Source organism: Variovorax boronicumulans (assembly GCF_019352895.1).
Taxonomy (GTDB): domain Bacteria; phylum Pseudomonadota; class Gammaproteobacteria; order Burkholderiales; family Burkholderiaceae_C; genus Variovorax; species Variovorax boronicumulans_A.
Genome location: NZ_JAAAFX010000014.1, coordinates 233,333 through 245,941, shown reverse-complemented (window position 1 = coordinate 245,941; position 12,609 = coordinate 233,333). Strand labels below are relative to the sequence as shown.

9 protein-coding genes are annotated in these 12,609 nt (G+C 70.5%); 3 read left to right on the top strand and 6 right to left on the bottom strand.

Annotated features, from left to right (window positions below; all coding sequences use genetic code 11):
* The first annotated feature begins 38 nt into the window (after window positions 1-38).
* From K0H49_RS27545 to K0H49_RS27535, 3 genes are all read left to right on the top strand, one after another.
* Window positions 39-539 (top strand): sigma-70 family RNA polymerase sigma factor, encoded by a 501-nt coding sequence (locus K0H49_RS27545; RefSeq protein WP_219219663.1) that lies wholly within the window; start codon window positions 39-41, stop codon window positions 537-539.
* Window positions 536-1,504: a FecR domain-containing protein gene (locus tag K0H49_RS27540; protein ID WP_219219661.1), complete on the top strand. Its 969-nt coding sequence runs from the start codon at window positions 536-538 to the stop codon at window positions 1,502-1,504. Before K0H49_RS27545 ends, K0H49_RS27540 begins: the two co-directional genes overlap by 4 nt.
* 94 nt (window positions 1,505-1,598) lie before the next feature.
* Window positions 1,599-4,121, top strand: coding sequence for a TonB-dependent siderophore receptor (locus K0H49_RS27535; protein ID WP_257625242.1), 2,523 nt, complete (start codon window positions 1,599-1,601; stop codon window positions 4,119-4,121).
* A gap of 39 nt (window positions 4,122-4,160) precedes the next feature.
* Here the strand turns inward: K0H49_RS27535 and K0H49_RS27530 are convergent, their stop codons facing one another.
* The 6 genes from K0H49_RS27530 to K0H49_RS27505 form a co-directional block, all read right to left on the bottom strand.
* Window positions 4,161-6,641: a TonB-dependent siderophore receptor gene (locus K0H49_RS27530; protein WP_219219659.1), complete on the bottom strand. Its 2,481-nt coding sequence runs from the start codon at window positions 6,639-6,641 to the stop codon at window positions 4,161-4,163.
* A 127-nt stretch (window positions 6,642-6,768) separates the two neighbouring features.
* Entirely contained in the window at window positions 6,769-7,743 is a 975-nt protein-coding gene (locus K0H49_RS27525; RefSeq protein WP_219219657.1) for a FecR domain-containing protein, read from the bottom strand.
* Window positions 7,740-8,270, bottom strand: a complete 531-nt coding sequence (locus tag K0H49_RS27520) for a sigma-70 family RNA polymerase sigma factor (protein ID WP_219219655.1) — start codon at window positions 8,268-8,270, stop codon at window positions 7,740-7,742. Before K0H49_RS27520 ends, K0H49_RS27525 begins: the two co-directional genes overlap by 4 nt.
* Before the next feature lie 77 nt (window positions 8,271-8,347).
* Complete coding sequence (locus K0H49_RS27515; RefSeq protein WP_219219653.1) at window positions 8,348-10,924, bottom strand: TonB-dependent siderophore receptor; 2,577 nt, start codon at window positions 10,922-10,924, stop codon at window positions 8,348-8,350.
* A gap of 136 nt (window positions 10,925-11,060) precedes the next feature.
* Window positions 11,061-12,098 (bottom strand): FecR domain-containing protein, encoded by a 1,038-nt coding sequence (locus K0H49_RS27510; protein ID WP_219219651.1) that lies wholly within the window; start codon window positions 12,096-12,098, stop codon window positions 11,061-11,063.
* On the bottom strand, window positions 12,095-12,604 hold the full coding sequence (locus K0H49_RS27505; protein ID WP_219219649.1) for a sigma-70 family RNA polymerase sigma factor: 510 nt from the start codon (window positions 12,602-12,604) through the stop codon (window positions 12,095-12,097). Before K0H49_RS27505 ends, K0H49_RS27510 begins: the two co-directional genes overlap by 4 nt.
* Window positions 12,605-12,609: the final 5 nt, after the last annotated feature.

Sequence of the window (12,609 nt, the reverse complement as noted above, 5' to 3'; positions counted from 1 at the left end):
TTAATTCTCAATTGCATTCGCGCATCGCCCCGTTCCTCATGTCTTCCGCCGACACCCTCACCGTGCAGGCCCTCTACACCGCGCACCACGGCTGGCTCAGCAGCTGGCTGCGCCGGCGCCTGGGCTGCGCGCACAGTGCGGCCGACCTGGCGCAGGACACCTTCGTGCGCGTGCTGCTGCGGCCGCAGGCGCTGCCCACGCTGCGCGAACCGCGCGCCTACCTGACGACGCTGGCCAAGGGCGTGGTCAGCGAACACTGGCGTCGCCAGGCGCTGGAGCGCGCCTACCTCGAGGCGCTCGCGCTGATGCCCGAGGCGCTGGCGCTGTCGCCGGAGAAACGGCTGCAGCTGCTGCAGACGCTGGACGAGATCGACGCGATGCTCGACGGCCTGGCGCCCAAGGCACGCGAGGCCTTCGTGCTGTCGCAGCTCGAAGGGCTGGGCTATGCGCAGATCGCCGAGCGCCTGGCGATCAGCGAGCGCACCGTCAAGCGCTACATGGCGCTGGGCTTCGAGCGTTGCCTGGCGGTCATGGAATGAGCGCCCTGCCGCCGCCCGCGCCCGACGCCGCCGTGCTGCGCGAAGCCGCCCGATGGCTGGTGCGGCTGCACTCCGGCCGCGCGCGCGAAGCCGATCACGCGGCTTGCGCCGCCTGGCGCGATGCCGACCCGGCGCACGAGCGCGCCTGGCAGCGCGCCGAGCGCCTGTCGCAGAAGTTCGGCGCCGTGCCCGCGGCCGTCGGCGTGCCGGTGCTGGCGCGGCAGGCGCGCAGCAACCGACGCGCCGCGTTGCGCACCCTGGCGCTGCTCGCCACCGCGGCGCCCGCCGCCTGGCTGGGCTGGCGGCTCGCGCCCTGGGAAGCCTTGACCTCCGACCACCGCACCGCCACCGGCGAACGCCGCGAAGTGCAGCTGGCCGACGGCAGCCGCGTGCTGCTCGACACGGGCAGCGCGATCGACGTGCGCATCGACGCCGGGCAACGCACGGTGCGGCTGCGCGCGGGCGCGATCCAGGTCGCGACCGCGTCCGATGCACGTCCCTTCGTCGTCGAGACGGCACTCGGCCGGCTGCGTGCCCTGGGCACGCGCTTCACGGTGCGGCAGGACGGCGAAGACACGCAGCAGCAGATCCACCTGGCCGTCACCGAAGGCGCGGTCGAAGTCACCTTGCGCGGCGCGTCGTCGCCCGCGCTGGTGGTGCCGGCCGGCCGGCAGACGCTGCTGCGCCACCAGGGTGCCTCGCCCTTGACGGCCCTGTCGCCCGAGAGCCAGGCCTGGACCCAGGGCGTGCTCTATGCCGAGAACATGCGGCTGGCCGACTTCTGCGCCGAGCTGGCGCGCTACCGGCCCGGGCTGCTGCACTGCAGCCCCGAGGTGGCCGAACTGCGCATCTCCGGCGCCTTCCAGCTGCGCGACACCGACTATGTGCTGTCGATGGTGGCCAGCACGCTGCCGGTGCAGGTGCTCACGCGCACGCGCTGGTGGGTGACGGTGCTGCCCATCTGAAAATTTTTTTGCGTCCGCCTGTCCCTTTTCCTGCGTTCGTCGGGCAAGCCATGGAGCCGTGCTGTGAGCGCGGCAAGTACAGGACCCAGGAACCATGGCATTGCATCCCTCCCGCACCGCGCGCCCGCGGCTCGCTTCCCTCTCCATGCCCGCACCGCCGAGCGCCGTGACCCAGGGCGTGCGCACGCTGTGCCTGGCCTTCGCGCTCGGCGCGGCGGGCGGTGCGATGGCGCAGGCCAGCCCGCCGGCCACCGCCAGCGCCAGCGCCAGCTCCGACATCCCCGCCGGCGCACTGGGCCCGGCGCTCTCGCGCTTCGCCGCCCAGGCCGGCGTCACGCTGTCCTTCGAACCCGCACTAACCGAAGGCCGCCAGACCGCGGGCCTGCGCGGCAGCCATGCGGTGGGCGACGGCTTCGCCCGCCTGCTCGCCGGCACGGGGCTCGATGCGGTGCCACGCGCGGGTGGCGGCTACACGCTGCGCCAGTCGCCACCCGGCGCCAGTGCCTCCGCGCCGGGGAACGCCGGCACGAACACGCTGAGCGAAGTGCGCGTCACCGCGCAGGCCGAGCGCAGCGCGACCACCGAAGGCACGGGCTCCTACGCCAGCCGCATCGTGACCGTCGGCAAGGGCGAGCAGACCTTGAAGGAAATCCCGCAGTCCATCACGGTCGTCACGCGCCAGAAGATGGACGACCAGAACCTGAACACCATCGACGAGGTGCTGGCCCAGACCACCGGCATCACCATGTACGACAGCCCGATGGGCGGCCGCTATGTCTACTCGCGCGGCTTCCGCGTCGACACCTACCAGTTCGATGGCGTGAACCGCGCCTTCTACTACCCGCAGGCCAACAACTTCACGAGCAATGCCGCCACGCTGGACCGGGTCGAGGTGGTGCGCGGCGCCACCGGCCTGCTGCAGGGCGCGGGGGCACCCAGCGCCACCATCAACATGGTGCGCAAGCGGCCGACGGCCGAGAAGCAGTTGCAGCTGTCGGCCAGCGCGGGCTCATGGAACAACCTGCGCACCGAGGTCGACGCCAGCGGCCCGATCAACGAGGCCGGCACGCTGCGCGGCCGCGTGGTGGCGAGCGCCAACGACCGCGACTACTTCTACGACACCGCGAAGAGCCGCACCGGGGTGCTGTACGGCGTGCTCGAGGCCGACATCGGCCCGCGGACGCTGCTCACCATCGGTGCCAGCCACGAGAAGCTGAAGTCCACGCCCTTCTTCCAGGGCCTGCCGCGCTACAGCAACGGCGCCGACCTGCACCTGCGCCGATCGACCGCGCTGATGGCCGACTGGAATCGCTGGAACAGCGAGCAGAGCACCGTCTTCGCCGAACTCGCCCATCGCTTCGATGTCGACTGGTCGCTCAAGCTCACGGCCGGCTACGTGCGCGAGCAGCACGACATCAAGTACGCCTTCGCGCTCGGCGCCGTCAACCCGCGCACGCTGGCCGGCAACGTGATGTACGGCGGCCTGTTCGACTTCGAGACCGACAACAAGACGCTGGACCTTGCCGTCGACGGCAAGTTCGACGCCTTCGGCCGGCGGCATTCGCTGAGCTTCGGCGCCAACACCGGCCGCATGGTCAACCACAGCGACTTCGCGCTGATCCAGATGGTGGGCGTGGCCAACAATGTGTTCGACCCGGTCTCGGCCATCGCCGAACCCAGCGCCGCCACCTTCGCCGCCAACAGCTACCGCGGCGGCGACGCCATCACGCGCATGACGCAATCGGGCGCCTACGGCGTGGCGCGCCTGAGCCTCAGCGACCCGTTGACGCTGGTCGCCGGTGCGCGCGTCACCCGCTACACGGGCAGCACCCGCGACCGCGCAACCGGTGCCGACACCAGCGATCCCTTCCGCGAGAGCGGCGTGTTCACGCCCTACGGCGGCCTGGTCTACGCGCTGAACCCGCAGTGGTCGGCCTATGTGAGCTATGCCGACATCTTCCAGCCGCAGAACGCGATGACGGCCGCCGGCGACCTGCTGCCGCCCATCAAGGGCCGCAACTACGAAGCGGGCCTAAAGGGCGAGCTGTTCGACGGCAAGGTCAATGCCTCGCTCGCGCTGTTCCACATCGACCAGAACAACCGCGCGCAGGAAGACCTCGTCAACGTCTGCACCCACAGCACCTACTGCTCGGTGTCCACCGGCAAGGTGCGCAGCCAGGGCCTGGATGCCGAGATCAGCGGCGAGCTGGCGCGCGGCTGGCAGGTGTTCGGCGGCTACACGCTCAACCACTTCAAGTACCTGGACAACACCGCCAACGCCGGCATCGATTTCGCCAGCACCTACTCGCCCAAGCACATGCTGCGCGTGTGGACCGACTACCGCCTGCCCGGCGCGCTCAACGCCTGGACGCTGGGCGGCGGCGTGAACTTCCAGACCGCCAGCACGCGCACCACCGGCGCGATCACGCTGGAACAGGCCTCGTACGCGGTCTGGGGCGCGCGCATCGGCTACCAGATCAACCGCCACTGGTCGGCTTCGCTCAACGTGGCCAATTTGTTCGACAAGACCTACTACCAGACCATCGGCGCGCCGGCCTGGGGCAACTTCTACGGCGAGCCGCGCAGCGCGACGGTGAGCCTGCGCGGCAGGTTCTGAGGACGATCTCGACGCCTGGAATCGGGCGTCGAGGTCGGCTCACAGCTTCGGCGTGTACTTCAACGTGAACATCACGTTGCGCGGGTCGCCGTAGTAGTTGCTGCCGTCCGTGCCGTTGTACGAGGGGATGTAGTAGCGCTTGTCGAACACGTTGTTCAAGTTGACTGCGACCGACACGGTCGGCGTCGCCTGGTAGGCGATGCGGGCGCCCCACACGGCGAAGCCCGGCACCTGGAAGGCACGGTCGAAGCTCAGCGCGCGGCTCTGCAGGTTCACGCCGCCGCCGATGCTGAGCCGGCTCCAGGCGCCCGGCAGCCGGTAGTCGGCCCACACGCGCACCAGGTGCTTGGGCGTCCAGGTGCTGAAGACCTGGCCCTTGTATTGCGCGTCTTCCAGGTACCGGGTCGTGTTGAAGGTGTAGCCCGCCGCAAGCTGCAGGCCGCGCAGCACCTCGCCGCTGAGCTCGGCCTCGAAGCCCTGGCTGCGCACCTTGCCCGAGGCGTTCGAGCAGTACCAGCCGTCGCAGGCGAAGCCCGATGCGAAGTCGGTTACGGCGCGGTTCTTGTGGTCGTAGCGGAAGACGGCAAAGGAGGCGTTCACCCGCCCGTCCATCAGCTCGCCCTTGAGGCCCAGTTCGTAGTTGCTGCCGAGCACCGGCTTGAGCACCTCGCCGGCCGCGGTGCGCGCGGTCTGCGGCTCGAAGACGTCGGTGTAGCTGGCGTAGGCCGACCACTGCTTGTTCAACGCCTGCACCAGGCCGACATAGGGCGTGACCTTGCCCGAGGCGCTGCTGGGGCTGCGGTAGTCGTCGAGGGGCTGCGCGTACACCGAGTCGTACCAGCTCGCGCGGGCGCCGACGACGGCCGTGAGCGAGTCGGTCAGGCCGGCGCGCCAGGTGCCGTAGAGGCCCTTCTGCCGCACGTCGTAGCTGCTTCGGGTGCTGGACCCGCGCGCGGCGATGCTGGCGTAGTCCTGCTGCGGCCGGTCGTGGTCGATGTCGAACACGTTGACGCCCGGCGTCCAGGCCCGCGCATAGGCATCGTCGGTGGTGTACTTCGAGTAGTTGGCGCCGATCACGACTTCGTGCGGCATCGCCAGCGCCTCGAAGCGGCCGCGCAGGTAGACGTCCAGCCCGCGTTGCTGGCCGCGCAGGTCGGTGGCGAAGTCGCCATAGTTGGGGCCGCTGCCGTCGGCGTTGACGACGCCCGCGATGCGCTGGTGCACCGAGCTGTTCGTCTCGTTCATGCCGAGTGCGGAAGCCTTGAACACCCAGCGGTCGTTGAAGCGGTGCTCGAGGTCCGCATAGACGCTGGTCTGGTCGTTGTAGGCCCGGTTCCAGTTCGCGCCGGTGAAGGTCGAGCGCGGCAGGCCGATGTCGCGGGTGTCGCGATAGCGCGGCAGGCCGATGAAGGTGGGGCGCGAACGGCTGTGCTTGTTGCTCACACCGAGGCCGACCGTGGTGTCGGCATCGATGTCGTAGTCGAGCGCGGCGTAGCTGGAGCGCGTGCGGTTCCACACGCTGTCGATGAAGGAGTGGCCGCGGTCCTCGTCGAGCACCAGGCGACCGCGCAGCGTGCCCTCGGCATTGAGCGGGCCGCCGGCATCGAGCTGCACGCCGTAGCGGTCCCACGAGCCGGCCTTGCCGGTCAGGCTCACGGTGCGTTCGGCCTGGCCGCGCTTGCGCACGAAGTTGATCGCGCCGCCGGGGCTGCCCGCGCCCTGCAGCAGGCCGGCGGCGCCGCGCAGCACCTCAACGCGGTCGTAGAACACCAGCGACTCGCTGCCCCAGTTGCCCAGCGAGTAGGTGTTGCGCGGCACGGCGACGCCGTCGTACTGCATGGTGTCGAGCAGGAAGCCGCGCGCGGTCACCGCGATGCCCGCGCCCATGCCCTGCGTGGCGACCAGGCCCGTGGTGTTGTTCACCACGTCGCTGAGACTCAGCAGGTTCTGGTCGTCCATGCGCTGGCGCGTGACGACGCTGACCGATTGCGGAATGTCCTTGATCGCCTGCTCGGTCTTGCCGATGGTCGTGGCGCGCGTCGCATACGAACGTGTGCCCGCGGTGGTGGCCGCGCGTTCGGCCTGGGCCGTCACGGTGACCGAGGCCAGGGTGGTGCCGCTGGCCTCGGTGTCGCCGGCCACCGCGCGGCGCAGCGCGAAGGCACCGCCCGTGCCGCCGGTCACCTCGAGGCCCGAGCCGGCCAGCAGGCGCGCGAAGCCGTCGCGCACGGTGAAGCCGCCGTCGAGGCCGCGCGTGCTCTTGCCCTGCACCAGGGCGGGCGGCACGGTGATGCTCACGCCGGCCGCGGCCGCGAAGCCGCCCAGCGCCTCGTCGAGCGGGCCGGCGGCGATGCGGTAGACCTTCTGCGCTTCAGGCGCCGCTGTGGCGGATGCGGCCGGCTGCGCCGAGGCACCGGTCGATGCGAAGCCCATGGCCAGCACGGCCGCGTGGACGGCCAGCGAGAGCACACGGTGCGAAGGGGTGTGACGAACGAAAGCGGAAGGTCGGCGGCGGGCCATGATTTCTCTCTCCGGAAAGGTGTGAAGTTGTTGTTCCTCAAGGCTTCACACGCGAGAGCGGGAAAAGGGACACGGCCCGTCGAAAAAAAGCGCCGCTGCGTGGCGACACGTCGCGCCGCGACCGGCTTCAGGTGCCCGGTGCGACCACCGTCACCCAGTAGCGCGTGCGATACAGCACGTCCACCGGCAGCGCCTGCGGCAGGCTGTCGAGCACCGGGCCGGTGTCGCGCAGCTGGAACACGCCGGAGATGCGCAGCGCGGCCACGGCCGGGTCGCAGCGCAGCACACCGGGCCGGTAGCGGCCCAGCTCGGCCACGAAATCCTGCAGCCGCATGTCGCGCGCGCGCAGGATGCCGCGCGACCAGTCGTCGGCCTGCGGCCCGGCTGCGGTGACGGCCTCCACGGATGCCGACGAGAAGCCGGCCTGCTCGCCCGCCTGCACCACCACCGGCCGGTCGGCGGCGCGCTCCGGCCGCACCTCGACCGCGCCTTCGAGCACCGCGACGTGGCTGCGCCCCCCATCGAATTGCCGCACCACGAAGCGCGTGCCCAGCGCGCGCAGCCGGCCCTGCGCGGTCTCGACCACCAGCGGTCGGTAGGCGGGGTGATCGGGCGGCACCGCATCGGGCGCGGTCTCGACCAGGATCTCGCCCGCGCGCAGGCGCAGCAGGCGCAGGTGCTCGTCGTAGGCCACGTCGAGCGCGGTGGCGGTGTTGAGCACCAGGCGCGTGCCGTCGGGCAGCCGCAGTTCGCGCCGTTCGCCGGTCGCGGTGCGGTGCGCGGCCAGCCACTCGCGCGCGGACACGCTGCGCCAGGCCAGCCAGCCCGCGGGCACGGCCGCGACCAGCAGCGCCAGCGCCTTCACGGTCGCGCGGCGGTCGGCCCGCGCCGCACGGCCGAGCACCGGCGCGGCCAGCGTGCGGGGCAGCAGGTCGAACTTGAGGCTCACGCGCTCGGCGCGCTGCCAGGCGAGGTCGTGCGTGGGGTCGGCCGCGCGCCAGTGCGCCCAGCGCCGGCGGTCGGCGGCCGTGGCCTCGCCGGAGTTCAGCAGGAAGAACCATTGCGCGGCCTGAAGGGCCACGTCCTCGTGGATGGCGCTCATTCGCTGGTCAGCAGGATGCAGCGCGCCATCGCCTCGGCCATGTAGCGCTTGACGGTGCGCTCGCTCACCGCGAGCCTCGCCGCGATCTCCGCATAGCCCAGGCCTTCGAGCTGCGCCAGCAGGAAGGCCTGGCGCACGGCCGGCGCCAGGCCGTCGAGCATGGCGTCGATCTCCTGCAGCGTCTCGAGGATGATGGCCTGCTGCTCGGGCGACGGCGCCATCGGCTCGGGCATCGCGCCCAGCGCCTCGAGGTAGGCCTGCTCGAGCGAACGCCGGCGGTAGAGGTTGGCCATCAGCCGCTTGGCGATCAGCGTCAGGTAGGCGCGCGGCTCACGCAGCTGCCAGTCGGCCTGTTTCTCGGGCGTGTCCTCGGGGGCCGAGAGCAGCCGCACGAAAGTGTCCTGCGCCAGGTCGGCCGCGTCGAAGGCGTTGCCCAGCTTCTTGCGCAGCCAGCCCTGCAGCCAGCCGTGGTGCGCGCTGTAGAGCGCGCGGAGGTGCGGATGCAGGGCGGGTTCGGCGGCGGACATGGCGGCGGTGCACGGCGGCACGGACCGCCATCAAATAAGAATTATTCTCATTTTAAACCCGACCGCCCGGCCATCGATCAGAAGGTGCCGCGCAGCGTCAGCAGCCATTCGCGCGGCGTGCCGTAGAAGTTGCCGCCGCTCGCGTAGCCGACCGTCTGGTAGTAGACCTTGTCGCCCAGGTTGTTGACGTTGAGCGCCAGCGTCCAGCGCGGGTCGATGCGGTACTGCACCATCGCGTTGAGCACGGTGTAGCCGCCCTGCGTGAAGTCGTAGGTGCCCAGCGCGTTGTAGTCCGCGTCGTAGAGCGTGTCCTTCACGTAGTGGCTGCTCTGGATGTGGGCGCTGCCGCCGACCTTCCAGCGCGAGAGTTCGCCGGGCAGCGTGTAGGCCGTCGACACCTTGAAAAGGTGCTTGGGCGTGATGCTGCTGTAGGCCGCTCCCACCTCCTTGTCCTTCGTGCGCGCGAAGGTGTAGCCGGCAGCCACCTGCCAGCCGCGGGCGACTTCGCCGCCCAGTTCCACGTCGAAGCCGCGGCTCGTGACTTTGCCCTGCGGCAGATAGCAGCAGCTGCCGGCCCAGAGCTCGGAGTCGGATGGATAGCGCGTGTCGATCACCGCGGTCCCGGTGCGTTCGACGTTGAACACGCTCAGCGTCGCATTGAGCCGGCCGTCGGCCAGTTCGCCCTTCAAGCCGGCCTCGTAGCTCTTGCCTTCGATGGGCGCGAGCGAGTTGCCCGGTGGCGGGCCCGCCTTGCGCAGGGCCTGCGGCTTCAGGATGGCGGAATAACTCGCATAGGCAGACCATTGGCCGTTCAGGTCATAGATGACACCGCCATACGGCGTCGTCTTGGTCGGCTCCTTGAACTGGCTTCCGGAGGACAGCGCCCACGCGCCAGAGACGGGGTTCAGCGACTCGTAGATTTGGTCGAACCGGTACTTCGCCACACGCGCTCCTAAGATCACGTGCAGCCGGTCGGTCGGATGCAGCCGAAGCACACCGTAGCCGCCGTACTGCTCCTGGCCCCATGGGTTGTAGCGTCGCGAGTCAGGGCCTGCAGCCGCAGGCGTCCATGAACCGGGGCGGTAGGGGTCGATGTCGACGACGCCGGTCGCGTCGGGTGAGTAGCCTACATTCCAGAAGCTCTTGACCTTCTGGCGGTCCGCTCCCACCAGGAATTCGTGGGTGCGGCCGAGCAGGGAGAAGGTGCCGGCCAGACTCAGGTCGGCCACGTCCTGCGTGTTTGCGTAGCTGTAGTGGCCGCCTCCGTACCAATAGACACCGGTCCCCGTCGCCGCATCGAGCGCGCCGTAGCCGAAGGCCGTGCCGCCTTCGTAGTCGGACTTGGTGTGCGTGAGGTTGAGCTTGAGTTTCCACCGGTTGGCGAAGCTGTGTTCCAGCTGGGCAAAGTACTCGGTGTTCTTTCGATCGCCTTTGGCCCACGGCTGCGTGTAGCTGGTGTTGCGCGGCAGCCCGATGTCGCTGCCATCGCTGTAGCGGGGCACGTCGCCGCCGCCAACGCCGGTGGTCTTGATCCGGCCATGGCTCGCACCCGCGGTCAGCAGCGTATCGGGCGTCAGATCCGCTTCGACCACGCCATAGAGGGCGGGCGCGCGCGTGCTCTTGATGTCGATGGAATAGTCCCGATCCACATAGGAGAGCACCGCCCGTCCGCGAACCCGGCCTTCGGCGGCCAGCGGTCCGGTGGCATCGATCATGGTGCGGTAGTTGTTCCAGCGGCCGACCGACTGCTCGACGGTCAGGTGCGGTTCGGCCAGCGGCTTCTTGCGCGCCAAGTTGACGATGCCACCCGGATCACCGACACCGCCGAGCAGGCCCGAAGCCCCACGCATCACTTCCACGCGGTCGTAGAAGGCCATGTCCTGGTTGGCGTTGTAGGTGTAGCTGGCCACATTCAGCGGCGCGCCGCCGTCGATCTGCACGCTGTCGATCTGGAAGCCACGGGAATAGAAATAGGACGCCTCGAAATTCAGGCGCGTCGTGGTGATGCCGGGCGCAGCGTCCAGTGCACTGCGGATGTCGCTGATCTGCCAGTCGTCAAGTTGCTCGCGCGGGACCACCGACACCGACTGCGGGATCTCGCGGAAGGACTGGTCGGTCTTCGAGGCGATGCTGGTCACGCGGCTGGTGTACGAGCCGCTGCCTTCGGTGGTGCCGTCGGCGGCACGGCGGGCCTCGACGCGCACCTCGGCCAGCGTGCGCGCCGAGGTCGCGGCCTCGGCACCGCGCGTCGCCGCGGTCGCCTGCGCGGCCGGCCGCCGGCGCAGCACGTAGCTGCCGTTGGGCTGCGCCAGCGCTTCGACGCCGGTGCCGGCCAGCAATCCGTCGAGCCCGCTGCGCACGCTGTGGCTGCCCTGCAGCCCGGCGCTGCGCAGGCCTTCCGTGGTCTCGGTGGAGAAAGACAGCAGGATGCCCGACGCACGCCCGAAGTGGTTCAGCGCGTCTTCCAGCGGGCCCGCGGCGATGCGGTAGTCACGCGAGGCCGCGGGCTGCGCGAACGCGGTCGCCGGCGCGACGAGCAGCGCGGGCGCGACCAGCGCACCGAGCGGCGCGAAGGCCAGCGCCAGCGCGTGGCGCTTGAACGGAGACGACGAGGGCAGGAAGGGGCGCGGCTGCGCCCTGTTGCGAGAGGCCATGAGGAGCTTTCGTGCGCCGACGGGCGCGGGACATGGGAGTGAAGGAGCGGGAGAAAAAAAAGCTTTCACTCCCATGTCCCGCGAGTCCGCGAAACAGCCCACGTCGGCACGAAATTCTTTGGCGTGCCCGCAGCGCTCAGGCCGGGCCGCCGCGCGGCGCGAGGCCGATGCGCACCACCTGGTGGCCCCAGAAGCGGGTCACGGTCTGCACTTCGAGCGACAGGATCGCGGCCACGGTCTCGAGCACCTTGTCGATGTCGGCCACGGGATAGGTGCCCGAGACGCGCAGGTCGGCGACCGCGCGGTCGCAGGACAAGGGGTGCGCGCTGTAGCGGCCCAGCTCCGCGACAAAGGCCGCCAGCCGCATGCCGCGCGCGACCAGCATGCCGTCGACCCAGGCCGCCGCGCTGTCTTCGACGACCGGCGACCGCGCTGCGACCGCACTCGCCGTGAAGCGGGCCTGCTGGCCGGCCTGCAACACCTGCGCATCGCGCTCGCTCTCGCCATCGCGCGGACGCACGCGCACCGCGCCCTCGAACACGCCGACCTGCGTGGCGCGCAGGCCCGAGTCAGTCACTACCTCGCGGACCGTGAAGCGCGTGCCCAACGCCAGCGCCTCGCCCTGCGCCGTCTCCACAAGCAGGGGGCGTCCGCGCGGATCCTTGGCGCTGTCGACCAGCACCTCGCCGGCGATCAGGCGCAGCCGGCGTTCGGTGGCGCTGAAGCGCACGTCGACCGCGCTGTCGGTGTTGAGCACCAGGCGCGTGCCGTCGTCGAGCCGCAGGCTGCGGCGCTCGCCCACGCCGGTGCGCAGGTCGGCCGTCCATTCGCGCCAGGGCGTGCGCTGGTACACCGTCCAGGCCGTGCCGCCGCCGAAGAAGAGCACCGCGAGCGTCCCCACCGCCTGCCGCCGGCGCACCGACGCGCGCGGCGCGAGCGCCGCGTGGGCCACGGCCGCCGTGGTGGGCGCCGACAGCCCGGCCAGCCGGCCATTGACGGTCTCGATACGCTGCCAGGCCTGCTCGTGCAGCGGGTCGGCGGCGCGCCAGCACGTCCATTCGCGCCGCAGCGCATCGCTCATCGGCCCGGCCTGCAGCTCGATCAGCCATTCGACCGCACGGCGCGCCACATCGGGCGGCACGCTGCCGGGCGCGGGCAGGGCCACGGCCCTCATGCCGCTGCCGCGAAGTAGCACTGCACGCCGGCCTGCACCAGGTAGCGCTTGACGGTGGTCAGCGACACGCCCAGCGCACGGGCGATGTCGGCCTGCTTCATGCCGTCGAGCTGCGCCATCAGGAAGGCGCGCCGCACCACCGGGGGCAGGCCGTCGAGCAGGCGGTCGATCTCGTCGAGCGTCTCGAGCAGCACCGCGCACTCCTCGGGCGACAAGGCGAAGGCCTGCGGCGCCTGGGCCAGCGCCTCGAGGTAGGCACGTTCGAGCTTCTGCCGCCGGTAGTGGTTGAACAGCACGCGCTGGGCCACGGTCGTGAGGAAGGCGCGCGGCTCGCGGGCCTCGACGGCCTCCTCACGCGCCAGCAGCCGGACGAAGGTGTCGTGCAGCAGGTCGGCGGCCTGGTGCGCATCGCCCAGCCGCTTACGCAACCAGGCATGCAACCAGCCGTGGTGATCGACATAGAGCTCGGAGATCTCCCGGCGGAGCGCTTGTTCTGCGGACGACATGACGG

Bases quoted from the DNA above. Each gene is read 5' to 3' on its own strand.
- K0H49_RS27515 (WP_219219653.1), bottom strand. From the start codon at position 10,924: ATGGCCTCTCGCAACAGGGCGCAGCCGCGCCCCTTCCTGCCCTCGTCG.
- K0H49_RS27530 (WP_219219659.1), bottom strand. From the start codon at position 6,641: ATGGCCCGCCGCCGACCTTCCGCTTTCGTTCGTCACACCCCTTCGCAC.
- K0H49_RS27535 (WP_257625242.1), top strand. From the start codon at position 1,599: ATGGCATTGCATCCCTCCCGCACCGCGCGCCCGCGGCTCGCTTCCCTC.
- K0H49_RS27505 (WP_219219649.1), bottom strand. From the start codon at position 12,604: ATGTCGTCCGCAGAACAAGCGCTCCGCCGGGAGATCTCCGAGCTCTAT.
- K0H49_RS27520 (WP_219219655.1), bottom strand. From the start codon at position 8,270: ATGTCCGCCGCCGAACCCGCCCTGCATCCGCACCTCCGCGCGCTCTAC.
- K0H49_RS27545 (WP_219219663.1), top strand. From the start codon at position 39: ATGTCTTCCGCCGACACCCTCACCGTGCAGGCCCTCTACACCGCGCAC.
- K0H49_RS27510 (WP_219219651.1), bottom strand. From the start codon at position 12,098: ATGAGGGCCGTGGCCCTGCCCGCGCCCGGCAGCGTGCCGCCCGATGTG.
- K0H49_RS27540 (WP_219219661.1), top strand. From the start codon at position 536: ATGAGCGCCCTGCCGCCGCCCGCGCCCGACGCCGCCGTGCTGCGCGAA.
- K0H49_RS27525 (WP_219219657.1), bottom strand. From the start codon at position 7,743: ATGAGCGCCATCCACGAGGACGTGGCCCTTCAGGCCGCGCAATGGTTC.